Annotated in this window: 24 protein-coding genes and 1 tRNA gene; 11 read left to right on the top strand and 14 right to left on the bottom strand. The window is 63.1% G+C overall.

The genetic code is table 11. From position 1 onward, the window contains the following. Positions 1-4: 4 nt before the first annotated feature. The 3 genes from KPG66_RS11545 to rpoH all read right to left on the bottom strand — a co-directional run bounded on the left by KPG66_RS11545 (position 5) and on the right by rpoH (position 3,020). Positions 5-1,621 (bottom strand): cytochrome ubiquinol oxidase subunit I, encoded by a 1,617-nt coding sequence (locus tag KPG66_RS11545; protein WP_041753870.1) that lies wholly within the window; start codon positions 1,619-1,621, stop codon positions 5-7. Then, positions 1,611-1,889 carry a cytochrome oxidase putative small subunit CydP gene (cydP, locus tag KPG66_RS11540; protein WP_422392613.1) on the bottom strand — a complete coding sequence of 93 codons (279 nt, stop codon included), beginning with the start codon at positions 1,887-1,889 and terminating at the stop codon, positions 1,611-1,613. Before cydP ends, KPG66_RS11545 begins: the two co-directional genes overlap by 11 nt. 204 nt (positions 1,890-2,093) lie before the next feature. After that, on the bottom strand, positions 2,094-3,020 hold the full coding sequence (gene rpoH / locus KPG66_RS11535; RefSeq protein ID WP_237070948.1) for an RNA polymerase sigma factor RpoH: 927 nt from the start codon (positions 3,018-3,020) through the stop codon (positions 2,094-2,096). Between the two features lie 327 nt (positions 3,021-3,347). On the opposite strand from rpoH, the gene KPG66_RS11530 reads away from it, so the two are divergent. Both KPG66_RS11530 and KPG66_RS11525 read left to right on the top strand, forming a co-directional pair. Next, a complete protein-coding gene (locus KPG66_RS11530; protein ID WP_041753868.1) occupies positions 3,348-3,926 on the top strand; it encodes an acyloxyacyl hydrolase in 579 nt (192 codons plus the stop codon). 49 nt (positions 3,927-3,975) lie between these two features. Beyond that, positions 3,976-4,266 carry a DUF4440 domain-containing protein gene (locus KPG66_RS11525; RefSeq protein ID WP_237070947.1) on the top strand — a complete coding sequence of 97 codons (291 nt, stop codon included), beginning with the start codon at positions 3,976-3,978 and terminating at the stop codon, positions 4,264-4,266. Positions 4,267-4,416: 150 nt separating this feature from the next. Here the strand turns inward: KPG66_RS11525 and KPG66_RS11520 are convergent, their stop codons facing one another. Further along, complete coding sequence (locus KPG66_RS11520; protein ID WP_237070946.1) at positions 4,417-4,563, bottom strand: hypothetical protein; 147 nt, start codon at positions 4,561-4,563, stop codon at positions 4,417-4,419. A gap of 524 nt (positions 4,564-5,087) precedes the next feature. On the opposite strand from KPG66_RS11520, the gene KPG66_RS17585 reads away from it, so the two are divergent. Then, entirely contained in the window at positions 5,088-5,210 is a 123-nt protein-coding gene (locus KPG66_RS17585; protein WP_255743505.1) for a hypothetical protein, read from the top strand. A gap of 205 nt (positions 5,211-5,415) precedes the next feature. Here the strand turns inward: KPG66_RS17585 and ybiB are convergent, their stop codons facing one another. Beyond that, positions 5,416-6,426: a DNA-binding protein YbiB gene (gene ybiB / locus KPG66_RS11515; RefSeq protein WP_237070945.1), complete on the bottom strand. Its 1,011-nt coding sequence runs from the start codon at positions 6,424-6,426 to the stop codon at positions 5,416-5,418. Between the two features lie 382 nt (positions 6,427-6,808). On the opposite strand from ybiB, the gene KPG66_RS11510 reads away from it, so the two are divergent. The 3 genes from KPG66_RS11510 (at position 6,809) to KPG66_RS11500 (ending at position 8,438) form a co-directional block, all read left to right on the top strand. Then, on the top strand, positions 6,809-7,504 hold the full coding sequence (locus KPG66_RS11510) for a fumarylacetoacetate hydrolase family protein (protein WP_041753867.1): 696 nt from the start codon (positions 6,809-6,811) through the stop codon (positions 7,502-7,504). Positions 7,505-7,596: 92 nt separating this feature from the next. Next, positions 7,597-7,803 carry a maleylpyruvate isomerase gene (locus KPG66_RS11505; protein ID WP_013436370.1) on the top strand — a complete coding sequence of 69 codons (207 nt, stop codon included), beginning with the start codon at positions 7,597-7,599 and terminating at the stop codon, positions 7,801-7,803. Further along, entirely contained in the window at positions 7,800-8,438 is a 639-nt protein-coding gene (locus KPG66_RS11500) for a LysE/ArgO family amino acid transporter (protein WP_013436369.1), read from the top strand. The genes KPG66_RS11505 and KPG66_RS11500 overlap by 4 nt, the downstream gene beginning before the upstream one ends. A 29-nt stretch (positions 8,439-8,467) precedes the next feature. Here KPG66_RS11500 and ftsY read toward each other — a convergent pair whose 3' ends face one another. Then, a complete protein-coding gene (ftsY, locus tag KPG66_RS11495) occupies positions 8,468-9,835 on the bottom strand; it encodes a signal recognition particle-docking protein FtsY (protein WP_255743508.1) in 1,368 nt (455 codons plus the stop codon). A gap of 482 nt (positions 9,836-10,317) precedes the next feature. On the opposite strand from ftsY, the gene rsmD reads away from it, so the two are divergent. From rsmD to KPG66_RS11480, 3 genes are all read left to right on the top strand, one after another. Next, positions 10,318-11,031 carry a 16S rRNA (guanine(966)-N(2))-methyltransferase RsmD gene (rsmD, locus tag KPG66_RS11490; protein ID WP_237070944.1) on the top strand — a complete coding sequence of 238 codons (714 nt, stop codon included), beginning with the start codon at positions 10,318-10,320 and terminating at the stop codon, positions 11,029-11,031. A 150-nt stretch (positions 11,032-11,181) separates the two neighbouring features. Beyond that, positions 11,182-11,685, top strand: coding sequence for a pantetheine-phosphate adenylyltransferase (gene coaD, locus KPG66_RS11485; RefSeq protein ID WP_041753866.1), 504 nt, complete (start codon positions 11,182-11,184; stop codon positions 11,683-11,685). Positions 11,686-11,893: 208 nt separating this feature from the next. Continuing rightward, entirely contained in the window at positions 11,894-12,166 is a 273-nt protein-coding gene (locus tag KPG66_RS11480; protein WP_013436365.1) for a YfhL family 4Fe-4S dicluster ferredoxin, read from the top strand. A gap of 56 nt (positions 12,167-12,222) precedes the next feature. Here KPG66_RS11480 and pth read toward each other — a convergent pair whose 3' ends face one another. The 7 genes from pth to KPG66_RS11445 all read right to left on the bottom strand — a co-directional run bounded on the left by pth (position 12,223) and on the right by KPG66_RS11445 (position 18,385). Further along, positions 12,223-12,822 carry an aminoacyl-tRNA hydrolase gene (pth, locus tag KPG66_RS11475; RefSeq protein ID WP_237070943.1) on the bottom strand — a complete coding sequence of 200 codons (600 nt, stop codon included), beginning with the start codon at positions 12,820-12,822 and terminating at the stop codon, positions 12,223-12,225. A gap of 175 nt (positions 12,823-12,997) precedes the next feature. Next, complete coding sequence (locus KPG66_RS11470) at positions 12,998-13,615, bottom strand: 50S ribosomal protein L25/general stress protein Ctc (RefSeq protein ID WP_013436363.1); 618 nt, start codon at positions 13,613-13,615, stop codon at positions 12,998-13,000. 187 nt (positions 13,616-13,802) lie between these two features. Then, positions 13,803-14,756 (bottom strand): ribose-phosphate pyrophosphokinase, encoded by a 954-nt coding sequence (locus KPG66_RS11465; RefSeq protein WP_041753865.1) that lies wholly within the window; start codon positions 14,754-14,756, stop codon positions 13,803-13,805. A gap of 81 nt (positions 14,757-14,837) precedes the next feature. Then, positions 14,838-14,914: transfer RNA gene (locus tag KPG66_RS11460), tRNA-Gln, on the bottom strand. Between the two features lie 52 nt (positions 14,915-14,966). Then, on the bottom strand, positions 14,967-15,869 hold the full coding sequence (gene ispE, locus KPG66_RS11455; RefSeq protein ID WP_237070942.1) for a 4-(cytidine 5'-diphospho)-2-C-methyl-D-erythritol kinase: 903 nt from the start codon (positions 15,867-15,869) through the stop codon (positions 14,967-14,969). Between the two features lie 36 nt (positions 15,870-15,905). Further along, the gene (gene lolB, locus KPG66_RS11450) at positions 15,906-16,604 is read right to left on the bottom strand and encodes a lipoprotein insertase outer membrane protein LolB (protein WP_237070941.1); all 699 of its coding nucleotides are present in this window, start codon (positions 16,602-16,604) and stop codon (positions 15,906-15,908) included. Further along, on the bottom strand, positions 16,604-18,385 hold the full coding sequence (locus KPG66_RS11445) for a tetratricopeptide repeat protein (protein ID WP_237070940.1): 1,782 nt from the start codon (positions 18,383-18,385) through the stop codon (positions 16,604-16,606). The genes lolB and KPG66_RS11445 overlap by 1 nt, the downstream gene beginning before the upstream one ends. A gap of 91 nt (positions 18,386-18,476) precedes the next feature. On the opposite strand from KPG66_RS11445, the gene mutM reads away from it, so the two are divergent. Next, the gene (gene mutM / locus KPG66_RS11440; protein ID WP_041753864.1) at positions 18,477-19,307 is read left to right on the top strand and encodes a bifunctional DNA-formamidopyrimidine glycosylase/DNA-(apurinic or apyrimidinic site) lyase; all 831 of its coding nucleotides are present in this window, start codon (positions 18,477-18,479) and stop codon (positions 19,305-19,307) included. An 84-nt stretch (positions 19,308-19,391) separates the two neighbouring features. After that, positions 19,392-20,468 (top strand): A/G-specific adenine glycosylase, encoded by a 1,077-nt coding sequence (locus KPG66_RS11435; RefSeq protein ID WP_013436357.1) that lies wholly within the window; start codon positions 19,392-19,394, stop codon positions 20,466-20,468. Positions 20,469-20,474: 6 nt separating this feature from the next. Here KPG66_RS11435 and KPG66_RS11430 read toward each other — a convergent pair whose 3' ends face one another. Next, entirely contained in the window at positions 20,475-21,113 is a 639-nt protein-coding gene (locus KPG66_RS11430; RefSeq protein ID WP_013436356.1) for an LON peptidase substrate-binding domain-containing protein, read from the bottom strand. Positions 21,114-21,137 lie beyond the last annotated feature (24 nt).

The following is a 21,137-nucleotide window of genomic DNA, read 5'->3' as shown; positions in this document are numbered from 1 at the left end:
GGCATCAGGCTGGCCCTGCGTGAGACAGCTGCTGGGTTTCGTAAGCTGTTGCGTCGGCATGTTGCTGCGGTAGCTCGTGATGGTAGCGGCCGGTATGCAGCGACGACGGCCCGAGCCTTGCATATTTGAACATCAGCGTGATCTCGACGATGAATAGCACCGTGTAGAACAAGATGAACCCGCCGATGCTCAGATACAGATCCGATGGCGCCAGGCTGGAGGCTGACGAGAACGTTGGCAGCACACCGGCGATCGTCCACGGCTGGCGGCCCACTTCGGCGACGATCCAGCCAAACTCGGCAGCGAGCCACGGCAATGGGATCGCCCAGACGCACCAGCGCAGGAACCAGCGCCGGCTCTCATGCGCCAGACTGCGCGTGGCGCAGAACCAGAAGGCGAGCACGAATGTCACGAGGAACAGGATGCCCAGACCGACCATCAGCCGGAACGACCAGAATACCGGTGCCACGGGGGGGATTGAGTGCTTGGCCGCTTCGGCGATTTGCGTGTCAGTCGCATTCAGCACGTCCGGTGCATAGCGCTTGACGAGCAGCCCGTAGCCGAGGTTGTTCTTGTGGGCGTCAAACACCGCGCGCGTTGCATCGGACGTGTCGCCCTGCTTCATCTTTTGCAGCGCCCCATACGCGACGATACCGTTGCGGATGCGCTGCTCGTTCTGAGAGATCAGATCGCGCAGCCCGACTACGGGCTCGTCAATCGAGCGCGTGGCGATCAGCCCCAACGCGTAAGGTACGCGCAGTGCGTAGTCGGTGCGTTGCTCGTCCTGGTTCGGCAAGCCGAATACGGTGAACGCAGCGGGTGCCGGCTCGGTGGTCCATTCTGCTTCGATCGCGGCAAGCTTGGCTTGCTGGATTTCGCCGGTCGTGTAACCTGACTCGTCGCCGAGCACGATCACGCACAGCGTCGAGGCCAGCCCAAAGCCGGCCGCGACGGCAAATGAGCGCAATGCGAAATCGACGTCGCGCTTCTTCAACAGATACCACGAGGATACGCCGAGCACAAACATCGCCGCCGTCACATACCCTGCCGATACGGTATGGACGAACTTGACCTGTGCGACCGGATTGAATACCACGTCGAACAAGTTGGTCAATTCCATGCGCATCGTCTCGTAATTGAACTCAGCGCCGACCGGATTGTTCATCCAGCCGTTGGCAATCAGGATCCACAACGCCGACAGGTTCGAGCCGAGTGCGACGAGGAACGTGACGATCAGATGCCCAACGCGCGACAGCCGGTCCCAGCCGAAGAACATGAGTCCAACGAACGTCGATTCGAGGAAGAACGCCATCAGGCCTTCCACCGCGAGCGGCACGCCGAAAATATCGCCGACGTAGTGCGAGTAGTACGACCAGTTCGTGCCGAATTGGAACTCCAGCGTGATGCCGGTCACCACGCCCATCGCAAAGTTGATGCCAAACAGCTTGGCCCAGAATTGGGTCATGTCCTTGTAGACCTGCTTGCGAGTCATCACGTAGACGGCTTCCATGATGACCAACAGCCAGGACAGACCCAGCGTCAGTGGGACGAAAAGAAAGTGGTACAGCGCAGTAATGGCGAACTGCAGCCGCGAAAGGTCGACGACTTCGCTACTTATCATGATGATCACCTAAAGCGGGCGGATGTGATGCGGGCACCGACAACAGCGCTTGCGCGACTTGGGCCGGCGGCAGTTCCATGTGCGGTGCCTGGGGATGACTAAATAATGTGTACTTGAAGACGAGCAGGATCGCGACCTTGGCCATCACGACCAGTGTCAACTCGCGAGCTAGTCCAGGGCGGCGCAGGATCGCGACCAGCATACCGGGGCGCTGCGCAGGGCCGGCATGGTCGGTATCGGTGCTGTGGCGAACGTCATGGCTGAGCATAGTGTTTCGTGTGCTGCGCGGTAGGCGCGACTTCAACGAAACCCATTTTATAGGTGGGGGGTAATGAGGGGCAGTTATTGCGACGCGTCAAACCGCCGCATTTTCACCGCGACGCGGCCCCGCACACGCGTATTGTGGCGATTTGTCGCGGTGCAAACAAAAACCCGGCCGAAGCCGGGTCCGATGCGTGCAGGCACGAAACACTCACGCGTACTGTTGCAGCGCACTGCGCATCTTCTTCATCGCGCTCGCCTCGATTTGGCGGATGCGCTCGGCGGATACGCCGAACTCGTCGGCCAACTCGTGCAGCGTCGCGCCGCCCGAGCCGTCGTCCTGCACCTGCAGCCAGCGCGCCTCGATGATGCGGCGGCTGCGCGCATCGAGCGATTCAAGCGCCTCGGCCAGGCCCTCAGTCTGCAGCAGGTCGCGCTGGCGTGAAGCGAGCACCGTGGTCGGCTCGGTACGCGAGTCGGCCAGATAGGCGATCGGCGCGAACGATTCCTCACCGTCCTCGAATTGCCCTTCGAGCGCGATATCGCCGCCGGCCAGCCGCGTTTCCATCTCGGTCACTTCTTCGCGCTTAACGTTCAGTTCCTTCGCAAGCCCTGCGATCTCGTCCGGTGTGAAGGCCTGCATGCCCTGCTTGTGGCTGCGCAGGTTGAAAAACAGCTTGCGCTGCGCCTTCGTCGTCGCGACTTTCACCATGCGCCAGTTGCGCAGGATGTATTCGTGGATCTCGGCCTTGATCCAATGGATCGCATACGACACCAGCCGTACGTTCTGGCGCGGATCGAAGCGCTTGACGGCCTTCATCAGGCCGATGTTGCCCTCCTGAATCAGGTCCGCGTGAGGCAGACCATAACCCAGGTAGTTGCGCGCAATCGACACCACCAGCCGCAGGTGGGACAGCACCAACTGACGTGCGGCATCCAATTTGTTCTGCTCGCGGTATTCGATCGCAAGACGCGTTTCGTCGGCCTGCGACAATAGCGAGATGCGGTTGACCGCCTGAATGTAAGCGTCGAGATTACCCAACGTACCCGGCAGCATCGACTTCGAGGCGAGCGCCAGCGCACCCGCGCCAGCCGGCGCCAGGCTTGCAGGGGTCGGTAGGGTCATTGCGTTGCTCACTCGTGTCACTCCTTTATGGGCAGCTCCATGCACTGCCGCGCAAACGGCATTCCGCTACATCTTAGCACTCAACTTCACCGAGTGCTAACTCGTTTGACGGCCGATGGTGCCGCAGGTTCCTTTAAACTATTGATAAGTCTATTCTAATAGTTATTTTAATTGACATGCCGGCGCGCAGAGAAGTTTCCTCCGGTGCGCGGGCCGGGCATAAAACCGAAAAGAAAGCCGAAAAGGGCGGCAAAGAGGCGTATTGAGCAGCGATCCGGGCGGCGGCCTAAAATGGCGGCCCAACCACGTTGTCAGTACTTGCTTAACATTTGGAGAGCAATGAATCCGTTCACGACGAAGCGCGGTCCGACAGTGCCAGCGCGGCGTGTGGCGCGCGCCGCGTTAGCGGCGCTGGCGCTGGCTGCCAGTGCGGCAGCCCACGCGGACCGGTTTGGCGTTCAGCTCGGCGGCGGGCTCGGAGACCGCCACATCAAGAAGGGCGATCTGGCGCTAATATGGGATCCGGACCTGACGTGGTGGGATACGGGATCCTGGCACTTTGCACTGGTCGGCGAGGCCCATGTGTCCTATTGGCACACGGACAAAGGCGCCGTACATTCCAATATCGGCGAGTTTGGCGTGACGCCGGTCGTACGCTTTATTAAGAAAAGCGGCCAGATTCGCCCATTTGTCGAGGCTGGCGTGGGCGTGCGGTTGTTGACGCACCCGCGCATTGCCGAGCGCTTCACCGTCTCCTCGGCGTTCCAGTTCGCGGACATGGTCGGCGTCGGCGCGCAGTTCGGCGAGCGCCAGCAGTACCAGGCGGGATTTCGTTTCCAACACGTGTCTAATGGCGGTATCAAGCGGCCGAATCCTGGTATCAATTTCACCCAGCTTTATCTGCAGTACAACTTCTGAAGCGGGCGTCACGCTCGGCCTGTTTCGCATTCGAAGCGAGGCACAGAGGGTGGCCAAGGTTATTGAGACGATCCGGGGGCTGGAGCGCAAGCGCTTTCAACAGCAAGTGATCGATTCGATCGTCGGCGGCCGGCGGCGCTATCGGCAGATCGAGGTGCAGAGCCAGGAGATCGTGCCGCTGTCCCACGATATTTGCATGGTGAACGGGCGCGTGCTGATCGAGATGGAAGCCAACAGCGGCGCACTCGTGTACCCGATTGCCTACACGGCGGTCCAGGCAAACGACAACGGGCACTGGCGTCTGGTCGTCTGGCATGCGACGCGCTGTGCGGTGGAGTGAGCCGGTGCCACCGGGCTTCGTGTCCGCAAGCCGGGAAGCGGACTGCGGCAGCGGGTTGCCGCGTGCCGGTCGTCGCCGCAGTGGCGGGCGTCATCCTCCTTGCCGCCATGGGCTGGGTTTTCAACAGTAGCGTGCGACCCAGATCGGTGCTCACACCGGCGCGTCGGCTATGGACCGAGTGGGCCATCGGCGCGAGCGCAGGCGCATGTCCGGCGTTGCATCGCCGGCGCAGCCGGCGGCCTGGGGCGGGCGGATTTTCGTCTGCGGCGTGGACTGGGTAGAGGTCGCGGATTGCATGGTGAGCCTCGTTCGATTCGTCGATGCATCGTCAGGGTAAGGAGCGAACGAAGGTTGGCGGGCTGCCGTGCGAGGCATGCCAGCCGGGCGGTAAGGGCGCCGGGAACGCGCGACGGTCAGCGCAGCCATTCGGGGCTGTCGAGCGGGTGGGCGGCGAAGCTTACGTAGGAAAATCTGCATCTCAGGTTTCATCGTTGAGCGCGGGCTGCGTTGTTGTCGTCCTTGCGGTCCGGTCAAAGCCGAACGGCCGATGAGGCGATAGCATGGTCGCTGTCAAACGACCGGCGAGGGTTGCGCGAGGGCTTGCTCAGCGGCGGGTAGGCGGGTTGATGCGGTTTCTGCCGGATGTAGGTCGGTCCGAATGTCAGCGCGAAGAAAGGATTTTGCGGCCCAATGCGAAACACTGTGCCGTTGTGCGAATGCGCGTGAGCGACTCGCGCATGAGGTAATTTGGCCACGATGCCAGAAGCTATATTGATGTCGCGTACAAAAAGTACGCTATCCGAAACAATATGGAGATTGATATGAAATCCAAAGTAATGAAGGTAATGATGGCGGTTGCGTTGACCGTATCGGCCGTGACGGGTATTGCTGTGGCAACGAGCCAAAGCAGCTATGCGTGTGGCGCCGGCCGTCCCTGCGTCTAGTCTTGCGGCGCAATAGGATCATTTGCAGCAAAGCAGTAAAACGTGTGTCGCTGCGGCTATCCGACGCTGCCGCAGCGATACGCCAGCACAACGTAGCGAGCGAATCACAAACATGTCACTACGCGTTGAGCCGTTGCATGGAACATAGCGTGTGCAGGCAACACAGGTGGACAGCGTTGCTGATCGGCCGCAATGGCCGATGCGCTCACGCGCACGGTGCCTGTCCCGATTCCTTCCATCGGGCAACGCGTTCGATGAGTTCGACTTGCTTCACGATGGCCTCGGGTGCCCTCGCGTGGCCATCCAGTACGTCCGTTATCCATCGCGCGGTCGTTGCCGCATCCAACGCGTCGGGCATTTCGACCACGGGTGCTTGCGTCGATGCACGTTCAGCATCGACCAGTGTCTCGCATACCTGATCATGCAGCCAATCGACCTGCACCCGGCGCTGGGTATCGGCCGCGGCTTCTCCCTCGGTTCCACGCGCCAGCAACACACCACCGGCTGCTGCCTGCGGGAAATCGCGGAACAGCGCTGACAGGCTGTCACGGTAAGCCGGATGGGTATAGTTGACCAGCCGCAGTCCCGGTTCGGCGAACGGTTGCAGCAGCTTGACCAACGTATGGGTCGTATTGCGCACGCCGAGTGTCGCGCGTAGCCCGAGCAAGCGTGACATCTTGGGCGCGAGCACGTCGATCGGCGCAAATGCGACCCGCGCGTGAGCGAGTGCCGGGTCAATTTCGTCGATCGAGCGCGCAGCCGGCAGGTCCAATTCGGCAAAGATTTCGGCGCTGGTCACCCGTCCCGGGTCCACTGTCACGCCATGCACGAGTACCGGCACGCCGCGACGCGCAAGCAACAAAGCGAGCAGCGGTGTGAGGTTTGGCTGCTTGCGCGCGCCGTTGTAGCTCGGTATTGACACAGGGCGGTAGCGATCGCCGCGCGTGGCGAGTGGTCTGAGCGACGCTTGCGCTGCAGCAAGCATCGCCGCAAGCTCCTGCGGCGTCTCGCCCTTGACTCTGTAAGCGAGCACCACTGCGCCCAGCTCGACATCGGAGACGCGCCCGTCAAGCATCGCGGCATAGAGCGCATAGGCATCGTCATGCGAAAGCGCGCGCGCGCCGCGCGCTCCTCGCCCGATCTCTTTGATCAGCGGCGCACAACGAAAACTTGCGCCGCCGGGCGTGCTGTCGGATAACGGGTTCGATTCAGTCATGGCATCGGGCGACCGATGCACCGGCTATGTAAGCGCATGTGCGATGCGATCAGCCGCTTCACTTCGGGAATGCAGGAGCCACACTGAGTACCGCATCCGAGGCTTTCTTGCAAGCGCGCAAGGCATGCCGCGCCGGGCTGGAGATCGCCACCGGCCCGTAGCCCCAAGGGCGTTTCGGTGATTGAACGTTCGCGGAACCCGACACAGTTGCATGCTGCCTTGCCGCAAGCCGTACGATGGTTGCAGTACTCGGAGGACCGCGTCACTGCCGCAGTGATCGGTCCCGGTTTAAACTTGGGTGTTTCGTCTAATGCGTGCGCCTCGCCGGTCGTTCCGCGGGCGGATACCGATGTAGTGCTCACACGCGTCAGGAGGGCATGTGATGGCTTATTTATTCGAGGTGCCCAACCCTGCGGTGCCGGTGGCGCAGTCGTCCGATGTGTTTCCGGTGCGCCGTATCTATTGTGTTGGCCGAAACTACGAAGCGCACGCGCGCGAGATGGGCCACGACCCACAACGCGAGCCCCCCTTTTTCTTTAGCAAGCCCGCCGACGCAGTGCTGTATGTGGCGCCCGGGACCGTAGGCGAATTTCCGTATCCGCCTGAGTCGGGCGAGGTCCATCACGAGATGGAACTGGTCGTGGCGATCGGGCGTGGGGGGCGCGACATCCCGGTGGAGCACGCACTGGAGCATGTGTACGGCTATGCGCTCGGGCTTGACATGACGCGCCGCGATTTGCAGGCGCAGGCTAAGAAGCTGGGCCGTCCCTGGGACATGGCCAAGGGCTTTGACCTGTCTGCGCCAATCGGGCCGATCCATCCGGTATCGCAGGTCGGGCACGTCGCTGCCGGCCAATTGTGGCTGACGGTCAATGGCGCGCCGCGACAGCACGCGGACGTGTCGACGATGCTCTGGCCAGTGCCGGAAACGATCGCCTACTTATCGCGGTTCATTGCTCTGGCGGCGGGCGACCTGGTCTATACCGGAACGCCGGAAGGGGTGGGGGCGGTGGCGAAGGGCGATGTGCTCGAAGGCGGCCTGGACGGATTCGACATACTGACATTGCGTGTAGTCTGACACGCGCGCCGTAGGAGCAAGCTCATGAGGCACAAAAAGACGCGTGGTGCCGCCACTGGATTGAGACGGGCTTCAGCGCGTTTAACGCGCAGTTGGCGAACGATTCGCGCATCGGCAAGTTTGCGATCGGCGACACGCCGACCCTCGCTGACCTGTGCATCGTGTTGCAAGTTTTCAACGCGCAGCGCTTCAACATCGACCTGGCGCCCTTTGCCGCGATCCAGCGCCTCTTCGACAACGCGATGCAATTAGACGCATTCCGCCATGCTATGCCCGCCGCTCAGCCGGATGCCAAATGAGCTGGGCTGAATCATTGCCGGTGTTCGGATCGACCTATGCGTCGGGCTTCGGATTGTGCGCGAGTCTGATCGTTGCGATCGGCGCGCAGAATGCGTATGTGCTGCGACAGGGTCTCAAACGCGTGCACGTTGGGATGGTCGTCGCGATCTGCGCATCGATCGATATCGTGCTCATTGCGGCGGGCGTCGCCGGCATGGGCGCGTTGATGACTCGGATGCCGGCGTTGCTCGTGGTGGTCAAATACGTCGGCGCGCTGTTCGTATTCCTGTATGGCCTGCGCGCGCTGTACAGCGCGTGGAAAGGGCCGGGACACCTCGATACATCGGATCGAGACGGTGCGCAGTCGGCGGGTGGCATGGCCGGCACGATCGTCGCATTATCGCTGCTTAATCCGCATGTCTATCTCGATACCGTCGTGCTGCTCGGCGCGGTCGGCGGCCGCCATCCATGGCCGGCCAACCTGTGGTTCGCGCTCGGTGCAATGAGCGCGTCACTCGTATGGTTCTGCGCGCTCGGCTACGGCGCGCGGCTGTTACGGCCGGTGTTCGAGAAAGACGTCGCGTGGCGCGTGCTCGATGTGCTGATCGCCTGCGTGATGGGTTGGATCGCGCTGATGCTGGTGTCAGGCGGCTAACCGGGACGGGCACGCGTTGCGCCGCGTGCTTACCCGAGCAGCGCGTCGGCAAATTCGGCGGCGACGAACGGTTGCAGGTCTTCGACCTTCTCGCCAACGCCGATGAAATACACCGGCACTGGGCGTTGGCGCGCAATGGCGGCCAGGATGCCGCCCTTGGCGGTACCGTCTAGCTTCGTGACGATGATTCCAGTCAACCCTAGTGCCTCGTCGAACGCCTTGACCTGGGCCAACGCGTTCTGACCGGTATTCGCATCAAGCACCAGCAGTATTTCGTGCGGGGCCCCGTCCATCGCCTTGCCGATTACCCGCTTGACCTTGCGCAGCTCCTCCATCAGATGCAACTGGGTTGGTAAGCGTCCGGCGGTGTCCGCCATCAGCACGTCGATGCCGCGCGCGCGCGCGGCGCCGACCGCGTCGAAGATCACCGCGGCCGGGTCACCGCTTTCCTGCTGGATCACAGCGACGTTGTTGCGCTGGCCCCAGATCACCAACTGTTCACGCGCGGCGGCGCGGAACGTGTCGCCGGCGGCCAGCATCACCGACTGGTTAAACGACTGCAGGTGCTTGGCGAGCTTGCCGATGCTTGTAGTCTTGCCGGCTCCGTTGACGCCGGCAATCATCATCACCAGCGGTTGGGCGCGGCCGAGCACCATCGATTGCTCAAGCGGCCTCAGCAACTCGATCAACAGCGTGCGCAGCGCCGCCTTGACCTGCTGTGCGTCAGTCAGTCGCTCGCTGCGGACCTTCTGGCGCAGTGCATCGAGCAGGTAAGTGGTGGCGTCCACACCGGCATCAGCCATCAACAATGCAGTCTCGAGTTCCTCGAACAGCGCCTCGTCTACCTTCACGCCGATGAAAATGCCGGTCAGGCTCGAGCTGGTTTTGGTCAGCCCCGATTTCAACCGGCTGAGCCACGAGCGCTTGGCGGCCGGCTCGGGAGCAGGGGGCGGCACAATCTCGACAATCTCTTCGCCCGCGTCGCCGACGGGCTGCTGTTGTTGCGTGGCGGTTTCGGCTAGCTTGGCGGGCACGGGTTGCGATGCCATGCCGGACGCGGAACGGGTCGAGACTCCAGCAAAGAGCGCCGGGGCTGCAGAAGAGGTGGTGTCGGGCGAAACGACGGGTGCCGCAGTGGCCGTGACGGCTGGTGGGGGGGCTGACGCTGGTGCAGCGGCCGCTGTTGGCGAAGTAACGTGCACTGGTGAAGCCGCGGGCGCGTCAGCACCAGCACGCGATGATGGCGCCGCAGATGTCGGCGAAAGTACCGGTGCTGGCGAAGCCTCGGGTGAGGATGACACCTCGGATGCTGTAGAGGTTGCCGATTGGACTGATCCTGCTGGCTGCGCTGGCCCGACGGAGGAGGGCACGGGCCCTGGCGCGCCGATTGCGGCCAGCGTGCCGCTTGGCGCCGCGTTAGGGGCCGACGCCGGTGCCGGTGGCGCGGCAGGTGCAGTAGATGCAGCAGGTGCAGCGGTCGTAGCGGGTGCAGTCGGCGCGACCGGCGCTCCACGCGCTTCAGACGCGCCCGGCGTGCCGGACGATGTGGTAGTTTGCGAGGCGGAATCCGCTACGGGCGCGTCTTGCTTCTGGCTGGACGAATCGCCCTTCCTGAATCGTTTGAAAAAGCTGAACATGGTTCGCAATGTGGCGGTACGCGCGCCGCGGGCGGGCGACGTCGGGGCCGGCAATGGGGCACCGGCGGCAATAGGGCGCCGGCGGCAGACTGGACATTCTAGCAGAGCGCCGCATGCGCTTCTAAGCTTGCGCGCCGGCTATGGTAAGGTGGCCTTCTCCCAACCTCGGCGCGGGAGGCTGGCTGGCTGCGCGCGGCGACGGCGGCCGTTCCCGCGTCATGACAGCCTAATGGAATGAATCGATGAGCCATTCGTCCCGCACGCGCGCCCGTACGTCGTTTGCCGCCTCCGCAGGTGCGCAAACGCGTGCCACCGGTGCCGCAGCATCGCGTCGCGTCGCCGCGACGCGTCACGCGCCGCACCAGGTCCGCCTCATCGGCGGTATCTGGAAACGTACGCCGCTGCCGGTCCTCGATCTGGCGGGGCTTAGACCGACGCCAGACCGTGTGCGCGAAACCTTGTTCAACTGGCTGGGCCAGCAACTGGATGGCCTGGTGTGCCTGGACCTATTCGCCGGCACCGGGGCGCTTGGCTTCGAAGCTGCGTCGCGCGGCGCGCAACGTGTGGTGATGGTCGAGCGCGATGCGCGCGCAGCTGCGCAACTAGGCGCGATCCGGCAAAAATTGGATGCGCAGGCGATCGACATCGTGCAGGCCGATGCGTTGCGGCTGGCAGCCGGCCTCGCGCCGGCGGGGTTCGACATCGTGTTCCTCGACCCGCCGTTCGATGCCGACCTGCTTGGACGCGCGCTGACGCTTGTGTTGCCGCTGGTGGCGCCCGGCGGTGCAGTCTATGTCGAATCCGGTGCGCCATTGGCTGCGGTGCGGGACGCTCAAGCGCAGCAGGGCGTCGCTGCCACGCCCGGCTGGCCGTCGCTGCAGGAATGGCGCATCGTACGCCACGCGCGCGCCGGCGCGGTGCATTATCATTTGCTGCGGCGCGAAAATGGTGAATAATGCGCGTTCCAAAAACGAGCTGGCGGCGTTTTACCGCGACGTCACGCCGGCCACCGCTGTACCGGTCCCGCTTGCCGCCGGGCATTGGCGGCGAGTGCCAGCGCGACCGCGCATCGTGCTGCCGGCTTGTTAAGCGAGAGGAGAATATTGATGGTAGTTGCGGTCTATCCCGGTACGTTCGATCCGCTCACTCGCGGTCATGAAGATCTTGTGCGCCGTGCTTCAAGCATTTTCGACACGCTGGTGGTCGGAGTCGCCGACAGTCGCAACAAGAAGCCGTTTTTCTCGTTGCAGGAGCGCTTGGACATCGCGCAGGAGGTGCTGGGTCACTATCCGAACGTGAAGGTGATGAGTTTCGCGGGGTTGCTCAAGGACTTTGTCCGCGCCAACAATGCGCGGGTAATCGTGCGCGGCCTGCGTGCGGTGTCGGACTTTGAATATGAGTTCCAGATGGCGGGAATGAACCGCTATCTGCTGCCGGACGTCGAAACGATGTTCATGACGCCGTCTGATCAATATCAATTCATTTCGGGCACGATCGTGCGGGAAATCGCGCAGTTAGGCGGTGACGTCAGCAAATTCGTGTTTCCTTCAGTGGAGAGGTGGCTCAAGGACAAGGTCGCCGGGGCCTCTCGTGCCGCGGCCGGCGGTTGAAGGACCGCTTGCGTTCACTGACGCGGCGGCAGCGGTATTGTCGAAGCGGCGCGGTCTATCGCACCTGGCTCGGAGGCCACCGAGCGGACGTTCTTACTTTGCACGGACCGGACATTCTCACGTTACGCTGACACGCAACGCTGCGCAGCCGAGAAGCAGGCCAGAAAAGTTATAATGTATTGTTTTTTCTCGGAAAGTTGGTGGCCGTATGGCTTTGATGATTACCGACGAGTGCATCAATTGTGACGTTTGCGAGCCCGAGTGCCCGAACGGCGCGATTTCGATGGGGCCGGAAATCTATCTGATCGATCCGGATAAATGCACCGAGTGCATCGGTCATTTCGACGAGCCGCAGTGTGTTCAGGTGTGTCCCGTCGAATGTATCCCGGTGAACCCCGAGCGGGTCGAGACCCGCGAGCAGCTAATGGACAAGTATCGCGCGCTGATGACGGTCGATGAGCGCGCCGACGGTGAGCGCTGAGCCACCCCGCGCCAATCTAATCGTCCTGTGCCGCCGTTGCGGCTTCTCTATCGTGCTTAAGCGCGGTGCAGTTGCATCATCGCGCGTTCCATCTCCCCGCTGACGATCAACGGCATCACCGCGAGACTTTTGTCGGTGGCTGCATCAATGCGTTGCTGCTCCTCCTTGCGCGGCGGTTTCAGCACGAAATTGACCACGTCGGGTTGGGTGCCTGCGCGCGCGCCCTCTGGAATCAGGTCCCGCGGATGGCCGATGCCGATACGTAGACGCCAATATTGCTGCGTCGACAGATGAGCGGAAATATCCTTCAAGCCGTTGTGTCCGCCACTGCCGCCACCTAGCTTGAGCTTCGCGACGCCCGGCGGCAAATCCAACTCATCATGAACGACAAGGATGGATTGGGGCAGGATCTTGAAGAACTGTGCCACGGCCACCACGGACAACCCGGACCGGTTCATGAACGTTTGGGGTTGCAGCAAGTGAATTTCCGCGCCGTGCAGGCGCGTTTTCGCATAGGCGCCGTGAAAGCGCCGTTCGTCGCGTAGTGTGGCGCCTGTTTCGTGTGCGAGCTGGTCGATGAACCAGAATCCTGCGTTGTGCCGCGTGGCTGCATATTCGGCGCCTGGATTGCCGAGTCCGACGATCAACTTGATCATGATGGTCGTGCCGCTCGTGAATTCGGTTAAAAAAAACCCGCCGGGCATGGCCTCGGCGGGTTACTTCGTCCCGCTGATCCGACTTCGTCGCATCGTACCAGCGGATCGAGAGGATCGATTCTATGATGTGACGGGCACGCAGTGCTGCGTCCCCGTATGCAGTGTCCGTACCGCGTTATGCGGCCGGCGTCCCGCCTTCCGACGATTCACCTGCTTCGTCCGACACCGCGCCCGCAGGCAGCGTCGCTGACACGATCACCGGGTTTTCCTGCTCGACGTGCGGCGTCAGTTCGACACCAGCCGGCAGCTTGACATCCTTCGCGTGCAACGACTGGTTCAACTCGAAGTTGGCCAGATCGACTTCGATGAACTCGGGCAGGTTGCCCGGCAGGCACGATACTTCAATTTCGTTCAGCACGTGCGTGATCACGCCGCCACCGAGCTTCACCGCCGGCGAGCCTTCCTGGTTCATATAGTGCAGCGGAACCTTCACCGTGATCTTCGTCTTTGCGTCGACACGCTGGAAGTCCACGTGCAGCACCAGCCGACGGAACGGGTGGTACTGCACGTCGCGCAGCAGCACTTGTTCGGTCGCACCGGCGATCTCGAGATCGAGAATCGACGAATGGAACGCTTCCTTGTTCAGCGCGTGGTACAGCGCATTATGGTCCAACTCGATCAACTTCGGTTCGGTGCCAGCGCCGTACACGATTCCCGGCGTCTTGCCGGCATTGCGCAGGCGGCGGCTCGCACCCGTTCCCTGCTGGCTACGTTCGAAAGCGACTACTTTCATATTGTCTCTCCAATGACTGCCCGCGACCAGGCAGTGGGTCCGGGCAAACTGCCCGGGTCATCAAAACGGGGCCGTCGAATCCGGCACGGATTCAGTCGGCCCCGAAATACGCGGCGCGCGTTCGTGACTGCGCACCGCGGGCCCAGCAGCGCCACTCGAGGGTGGCCTTGCCGGAATACAGCCATGCTCAATGTTCAGCGAACAGCGACATCACCGAGTCGCCGCGGCGAATCCGCGAGAACGTTTCAGCCAGCAGGCCGGCGCATGACAGTGCACGAACCCGCGAGCATTCCAGTGCATCCTTGCCCAGCGGAATCGTGTCCGTCACGACCAGCTCGTCGAGTGCCGAGTCCGCGATGCGCTGAATCGCGCCACCGGACAGCACCGGGTGCGTTGCATACGCGAACACTTTCTTCGCGCCGCGCTCCTTCAGCACTTGTGCGGCCTTGCATAGCGTGCCAGCGGTGTCGACCATGTCGTCCATGATCACGCACGTGCGACCCTCGACTTCGCCGATGATGTTCATCACCTCGGCGACGTTTGCCTTCGGGCGGCGTTTGTCGATGATCGCCAGATCGGTATTCAGCTGCTTTGCCAGCGCGCGCGCGCGTACTACGCCGCCGACGTCCGGCGACACGACCAGCAGGTTGTCGTACGCTTGCTTGCGCAGGTCGCCGAGCAGCACCGGCGTCGCGTAGATGTTGTCAACCGGAATGTCGAAGAAACCTTGGATCTGATCGGCGTGCAGATCCATCGTAATGATCCGCTCGACACCGGCGATTTCCAGCATGTTGGCGACGACCTTCGCAGAGATCGCAACGCGCGCCGAACGCGGGCGGCGGTCCTGCCGCGCATAGCCGAAGTAGGGGATGGCCGCCGTGATCCGTCCGGCCGATGCGCGCTTGAGCGCGTCGACCATAATCATCAACTCCATCAGGTTGTCGTTCGTCGGCGCACAGGTCGACTGCAAGACGAACACATCCTTGCCGCGGACGTTCTCCTGGATCTCGACCTGGATTTCCCCGTCCGAGAAGCGGCTGACCATTGCCTTGCCAAGAGGAATACCCAGGGTTTTGACGACTTCCTGCGCAAGCGCGGGATTCGCGTTGCCAGTAAATACCATCAGGCCGTCACTGTTCATCGTGCACCTGCTACTCGGAGGGCGTGGCATGGGATGGAGCGTGTGGCGCTAGGGCAAGATCATGCCCGCGCTATGGGTAACTGGCAGGGGAGGAAGGACTCGAACCCTCGAATGCCGGAATCAAAATCCGGTGCCTTAACCAACTTGGCGACTCCCCTACACGAACCGTCTGCCTGGTCGGGACTCGCGTACCCGACGCGGCGAAACCTTTTATGACGCGAAAGTGTACAGCGGATGGCGGTCCAGGCTTGATGCTATCGCACTTTGCCAGCTGACGGGGAGCTTTGCTTGCGCCAACTCCGCTTCCGCCCTGCTGGGAAATGCTGCGAATACACTCGCACCCGATCCCGTCATACGTGCGCGCGCGATTGTCGAAAACCAATCCAACACTTGCGCCACTTCTGCGTATTTTCCTGCGACAACCGGCTGCATGTCGTTTCGGCCAAAATGATCCGGCCAACCCGTCTCGCTTGCCTTGTTGTCCTCAGCGATGTTTTGCTGTGCAAGAAAGTCCGTAATTGTGATGCGTTTGGTGTCTCTTGTCAATGCATCGGATCGGAAAATTTCAGCGGTCGGCACATGCACTGCGGGTTTAACCACCAGGAACGTGCGTGCCGGCAGCTGAACCGGTTGCAGTTGCTCGCCCACGCCTTGCGCAAATGCATTGCGCCCGAACACGAAGAACGGCACGTCGGCGCCCAGTTCTAGTGCCAGGGCTTGCAGCGTCGCACGCGGCAGATGCAGCCGCCACAGCCGGTTCAACGCGAGCAGCGTGGTTGCCGCATCCGAGCTGCCGCCGCCGATGCCGGCTCCCATTGGCAGGCGCTTGTCGATGTCGATCTCCACACCGTAGCGGCAACCGCTGTGCTGTTGCAGCAGCTTCGCCGCTCGAACGCTTAAGTCAGCCTGCTCGGGGACTCCGTCCAATGGCCGCAGGTGGCGCACCGTGCCATCGTCGCGGCGCCGGAAATGCAGCATGTCGCTCCAGTCCAGCAACTGGAACACCGTCTGCAGTTCGTGGTATCCGTCCTCGCGGCGGCCGGTCAAATGTAGGAAAAGGTTCAGCTTCGCAGGGGCTGCGCAGTCGCGCAGCATGTCTTCGGTTTCAGTCATGGGGGGCTCATCGCGCCGTGCATGCCCGTGCGCGGCTTATTGGTCCAGTACGAGCTTGACCGACAGCGGTGGCGCCTGCCGCGTCAGGTTCACGCGCTTGACGCGGCTTGCCGGCGCGTCGGCGTACGCCAAGTATTCAATCGTCCAGCCGTCCTGCTCGACGCGGCTCAGGCGGCCGGCGCTGTCGGTCGACGTCAACGCGCGCGAGTCTGGCGACACGGATGACTGCAACCAGTAGCGCAGCCCTTCGAGCGGCAGTGAGAAGCCCAGCGTGTCCTGCATCAGCTCAAATACGCTTGGTGCCGTCTGTGGCGCCTTGTTGGGCAACTCGAGGGTGGCCAATCCTGGCGCCGACGCGATGATGGCCAGCGTCTGACCGAGCGGGCTGAGCAATTGCAGCTTGACGGTCTGGCCGGTTTCCTGCCAATCGAAATTGCCGTACGCGTTGCGCGGCTGCCCATTCTGGTCCTCGTAGCTGACCGCGAAGCGTCCATGGTACGTGTGCACGGTTTGCCTGGCCTGCGCGCCGCCTGCTGTGCCGGCAACGGGCACAGTGGGCCGCTGTGGCGTCGCACAGGCGGCCAGCAGCGCAGCGAGCCCGAGCGCGCCACACCAGTGGCGCAGGGCGCGCGGCTGCCGCGGGCCGCTAGCGACGCCGCGCAACACGCGGCGAACAGACGAAACACAACGAACAGGCTGGGCGCGCACGCCGGCCAGTAGCGGAATTCGGTTCATCACAGGTCGTCGATCTGGAAACGTTTCAGCGTCTTGACCAGCGTGTCGTTGTGCGGTTCCAGTTTCCGTGCGTCGCGCCACGCCGCGCGGGCCTGGTCGCGATCACCGTTTTCCCACAGCACCTCGCCCAGATGCGCGCCGATCTCCGCGTTCGGCTGCAAGTCGTACGCGCGACGCAGCACCTTCACCGCATCAGACTTGTCGCCGAGCCGATACTTGATCCAGCCGACGCTGTCCATGATGAACGCATCATTTGGTGCCAGCGACGATGCTTTCTCGATCAGCTTGTTGGCTTCGTCCAGCCGCTCGTTGCGCTCCGCGAGCGAATAGCCGAGTGCGTTATAAGCTTGCGGATTGTCCGGTTGCAGCCGGATCAGATCGCGCAATTGCTTTTCCATTACGTCGTAGTGACCGTTGCGCTCGGCGGCCATCGCATAGTCGTAGAGCAGGTCCGGATCGTCCGGGAACGCCTGAGTCGTTTGCGCGAGCCGCGCCTCGGCCTCAGCATAGCGCTTGGCGTCGAACAGAATCGCGCTGTCGGTGCGCGCGATCAGTGCCGCTTCGCGCGGCGTCGCCGCCTTGAGCCCGGCGAGCAGGTAGCGCGCGTCGTCGACTTTACCGTCGCGGGCGATGAGCTGCGCGCGCGTGATTTGTCCCGCCAGGTGTTGCGTGCTGCCGGGGAGGATCTTGTCCAGCCATTGCGACGCCGCCTGATCATCCTTTTGCTCAAGCGCGATCTGCGCTAGATAGATGTATGCCTGGCCCGGATCGGCGTTTGGCTGGCTTTGCGCGGCCGCGACGTACCGTTGCAGATATTGCTTCGCGCTCGGCCAGTGCCGCTGCTGGATCTCGATCAGCGCGAGCGCCATTAATGGCAGCAGGTCGTGGCTGCCGTCATTGGCCAATCGCGCGAACTCGACCTTCGCGTCGTCCAGCCGGTCGCCGGCCAGATACAACTGGGCGAGCGACATCCGCGCCTCGCGCGCCTGTGGATTCTTTCGTACGTATTGCGACAGCCGCTGCGTGGCCTGCGCGCGATCCTGCGGGCCGAGTTGCGCGAGCAGCAGCATCGCGGGCAGGAAGTCGGGCTTTTCCTTCAACGCGGTTTGCAGCGATTGGCGCGCGCCATCGCGGTCCTGCGTAAGCGCCTGCTGCCGGGCGATCGCGTAGTTAGCCTCGGGCTTGTCCATGTCGTGACGCAACAAATTCTGCAGCACATGCAGGCCCGAGGTGCGGTTCGGGCCGCGCGCCAGCAGCATTTGCAGCCCGATTAGCGCATTGGCACGATTATCCGGCGCGACCTTCGCCAATTGCTGCTCCAGCAGCGGCTTGGCTTCCTCGGGCTTGCCAGCCAGCACCAGCAGCGAGGCATCGATTTGCGCGGCACGGTCCGATTGGGGCGCGTACTGTTGCCACAGCTGTGCCGCGTTCAGTGCGTCAACTGGGCTTTGCGCAAGCAGCGCGATTTCCGTGGCGCGCTGCGCAAAGCGCGGGTCCATCGTGTCGCGGGCCAATGCCAGGTAAGTTTGGTAGGCCGGCGCGGGCTGGTTGCGCTGCAGGGCGATCTCGGCGGCCAGCACTTGGTAGACTACCTGGCTGGTCAGCGGCAGGCGCGGCAGCGCCTTCTGCTCATCGGGTGTTGGCGTGCTGATGATATCGGTCAACTCCGGCGAGTCGTTGTCCTGCGCGGCGGCGGGCCGTGCGAGCACGAGCGAGACGGCGAGCAACGCGGCGGCCGCCGCCGGGCCCCGGTGGAGCAGCTTGGCAAGAAGCAGGTTCATGGAAATCCAGTCAATGTTTCGATGGATTGTAACGCGGTGGCTACAATAGCGGGCGTGGACCACGGTGTGTCCACCCGCCTGCCTGTTAGACATGCCAGAACTGCCGGAAGTTGAAGTGACGCGACGCGGAATCGAACCGTATGTCGCTGGACGACGCGTGCAGCGCGTCGAGGTGCGCAATTTCGCGCTGCGTTGGCCGGTGCCGGCCACGCTGGCGCGCGAGCTTGAGCAACGCGTGATCCACAAAGTGGAACGGCGTGGCAAGTACCTGCTGTTCGAGCTGGACGACGGATGGCTCATTGTGCACCTGGGGATGACCGGCACGCTACGCGTGCTGCGCAACCTGCCCGCGTTGCCGCCCGCCGCCCGGCACGATCATATCGACTGGGTCTTCGATGAGTTCGTGATGCGCTTTCGCGACCCGCGCCGCTTCGGTGCGGTGTTGTGGCACCCGCGCGCGTCGGGCGACGTGCTCGAGCATCCATTGCTGGCCAGTCTTGGCGTCGAGCCTTTTTCGAGCGCATTTTCGGGCGCGTTGCTGCATCGTCGCACGCGCGGGCGCACGGTGTCGATCAAGCAGGCGCTGATGGCTGGCGACATCGTCGTCGGCGTGGGCAACATCTATGCGTCCGAGAGCCTGTTTCGCGCCGGCATTCGGCCGAGTACGCCGGCGGGACGCGTGTCGCTGCCGCGCTATGAACTGCTGGCCGACGCCATTCGCGCGACACTGGCGGCGGCAATCGACAAGGGTGGCAGTACGTTGCGCGACTTCGTCGGCAGCCACGGCGAGAGCGGTTATTTTCAACTCGACTATTTCGTCTATGATCGGGCCGGCCGGCCTTGCCATGCCTGCGGTGTGCCGATCCGGCACATCGTGCAAGGGCAGCGCTCGACCTATTACTGTACGCGCTGTCAGCGCTGAATCGATTCCTTGGAGGCCAACATAGAACCCGCTGATTTCGCGCCGCGCCTGATTGCATGGCAGCGCACGCATGGGCGGCACGAGTTGCCGTGGCAGCGCAGCCGGGACCCGTATCGAGTCTGGCTGTCCGAGATCATGCTGCAGCAGACGCAGGTCTCGACGGTGATTCCGTATTATTCGAGGTTCCTCGCACGCTTTCCGCACGTTCACGCATTGGCGGCTGCCGCGGCTGACGACGTGATGGCGCTATGGAGTGGACTGGGGTACTACACTCGCGCGCGCAATCTGCACCGGTGCGCGCAGGTCGTCGTCCAGCAGTATGGCGGCGCGTTCCCGCAGACCGTGGAGCAACTTGCGGCGCTGCCGGGAATTGGCCGCTCGACGGCGGCGGCCATTGCTGCATTCTCGTTCGGCGTGCGCTCGCCGATACTAGACGGCAATGTCAAGCGCGTGCTCGCGCGGATTTTCGGGATTGACGGCTTTCCGGGCGACAAGCGCGTGGAGACCGCGATGTGGGCGCTGGCCGAGTCGTTGTTGCCGGCGGATGAGGTATCCGACGAGGCGTCCGGTGAGGCATCCAATGACGCATCAGGTGACGTACGTCAGCGCGATGGCGCACCGGTCGAGCCCATTGTGGCGTATACGCAAGGACTGATGGACTTGGGGGCGACGCTGTGCGTACGCAGCCGGCCTGATTGCGGTCGCTGCCCGTTCGCACACGCATGCGTGGCCAACCTGACGGGCCGGCAACGCGAACTGCCGGCCGCCAGGCCCAGGAAGGCTGTGCCGACGCGCCGCACGATGATGCTGGTGCTGCGCAGTGCCGATCAGGTGCTGCTCGAGAAACGCCCGCCGTTGGGTATTTGGGGTGGGCTCTGGAGCTTGCCCGAGGCGCCGGACGTGGACGGGCTCGCCGCGCGCGCGGCGCAACTCGGCGGTGCGCCGGTTGTACTGGCGCCACTTGCTCCGCTGGCACACACGTTCACGCATTTTCGCCTCGAAATTGAGCCGCGGCTCGCGCAACTGGTGGGTGAGCCGCGGGCTGCCGTGCGCGACGCGCAGGCGGACACTGCATGGGTGCGGCTGGATGCCATCGGCGACTATGGCCTACCCGCGCCGGTGCGCAAGCTGCTCAATGCGCTGGACGGAACGTTGTTGTAGCCTGGGCTACAGCAGTTGGTGCTGCAGCATGTAGTGATGCACGACGTCGATCCGCGCGCCGGCATCGAGGACTTCCATCAGTTTTTGCCGCGCGCGCGCGGAGATCGGCAGGACCTCGGCGAGCCGGTTGGAGACCCAGCTCGGATCGTCGAACGCGTACGGCTCGATGAAGGGCAAATTGCCCAGGTCACGCTCGGACAGCGTGGCGACGATCCGCTCAAGCACCTCTGCGCACGCGCCGAACTTCGCGATGCGCTCGTCGCCGCTTAGCGGGCGATCCTCGGGCAGCAACTGCACCTGGCCGCGCAGCAAGCCGTCGGGTTCGGTCCGATGCGACAACAACCGGAAGCGGCGCGTGCCTCGGGTGCGGATATGCATTAGGCCAAAACGCTCCACGTCGCAATCAACGATTTCGGCCAGGCAGCCGATCGATTCGGGCACCGGCGGATCATCCGGCTGGATCACCTCGCTGCCGCTCTTGAGCAGGCATACGCCAAACGGCGCCTGATTGCGCAGGCAGTCGCGGGTCATGTCCTGGTAGCGGGCTTCGAACACCTTCAACGGCAACAGGCCACCAGGAAACAGCACCGTGCGCAACGGGAACAGAGGCAGCTCGGCAAGGGTATCGGATGGGACGGTTGGCATACGTTTCGTGCTCGGTTGGCGCGG

Source organism: Mycetohabitans sp. B2, assembly GCF_021733735.1.
Lineage (GTDB): Bacteria > Pseudomonadota > Gammaproteobacteria > Burkholderiales > Burkholderiaceae > Mycetohabitans > Mycetohabitans rhizoxinica.
Note: the sequence above shows the minus strand (reverse complement) of the source record. Positions and strands in the feature narration are given on the sequence as shown.

Bases quoted from the DNA above. Each gene is read 5' to 3' on its own strand.
- KPG66_RS11545 (WP_041753870.1), bottom strand. From the start codon at position 1,621: ATGATAAGTAGCGAAGTCGTCGACCTTTCGCGGCTGCAGTTCGCCATT.
- cydP (WP_422392613.1), bottom strand. From the start codon at position 1,889: ATGCTCAGCCATGACGTTCGCCACAGCACCGATACCGACCATGCCGGC.
- KPG66_RS11530 (WP_041753868.1), top strand. From the start codon at position 3,348: ATGAATCCGTTCACGACGAAGCGCGGTCCGACAGTGCCAGCGCGGCGT.
- KPG66_RS11520 (WP_237070946.1), bottom strand. From the start codon at position 4,563: ATGCAATCCGCGACCTCTACCCAGTCCACGCCGCAGACGAAAATCCGC.
- KPG66_RS17585 (WP_255743505.1), top strand. From the start codon at position 5,088: ATGAAATCCAAAGTAATGAAGGTAATGATGGCGGTTGCGTTGACCGTA.
- ybiB (WP_237070945.1), bottom strand. From the start codon at position 6,426: ATGACTGAATCGAACCCGTTATCCGACAGCACGCCCGGCGGCGCAAGT.
- KPG66_RS11510 (WP_041753867.1), top strand. From the start codon at position 6,809: ATGGCTTATTTATTCGAGGTGCCCAACCCTGCGGTGCCGGTGGCGCAG.
- KPG66_RS11500 (WP_013436369.1), top strand. From the start codon at position 7,800: ATGAGCTGGGCTGAATCATTGCCGGTGTTCGGATCGACCTATGCGTCG.
- rsmD (WP_237070944.1), top strand. From the start codon at position 10,318: ATGAGCCATTCGTCCCGCACGCGCGCCCGTACGTCGTTTGCCGCCTCC.
- coaD (WP_041753866.1), top strand. From the start codon at position 11,182: ATGGTAGTTGCGGTCTATCCCGGTACGTTCGATCCGCTCACTCGCGGT.
- KPG66_RS11480 (WP_013436365.1), top strand. From the start codon at position 11,894: ATGGCTTTGATGATTACCGACGAGTGCATCAATTGTGACGTTTGCGAG.
- pth (WP_237070943.1), bottom strand. From the start codon at position 12,822: ATGATCAAGTTGATCGTCGGACTCGGCAATCCAGGCGCCGAATATGCA.
- KPG66_RS11470 (WP_013436363.1), bottom strand. From the start codon at position 13,615: ATGAAAGTAGTCGCTTTCGAACGTAGCCAGCAGGGAACGGGTGCGAGC.
- KPG66_RS11465 (WP_041753865.1), bottom strand. From the start codon at position 14,756: ATGAACAGTGACGGCCTGATGGTATTTACTGGCAACGCGAATCCCGCG.
- ispE (WP_237070942.1), bottom strand. From the start codon at position 15,869: ATGACTGAAACCGAAGACATGCTGCGCGACTGCGCAGCCCCTGCGAAG.
- lolB (WP_237070941.1), bottom strand. From the start codon at position 16,604: ATGAACCGAATTCCGCTACTGGCCGGCGTGCGCGCCCAGCCTGTTCGT.
- KPG66_RS11445 (WP_237070940.1), bottom strand. From the start codon at position 18,385: ATGAACCTGCTTCTTGCCAAGCTGCTCCACCGGGGCCCGGCGGCGGCC.
- mutM (WP_041753864.1), top strand. From the start codon at position 18,477: ATGCCAGAACTGCCGGAAGTTGAAGTGACGCGACGCGGAATCGAACCG.
- KPG66_RS11430 (WP_013436356.1), bottom strand. From the start codon at position 21,113: ATGCCAACCGTCCCATCCGATACCCTTGCCGAGCTGCCTCTGTTCCCG.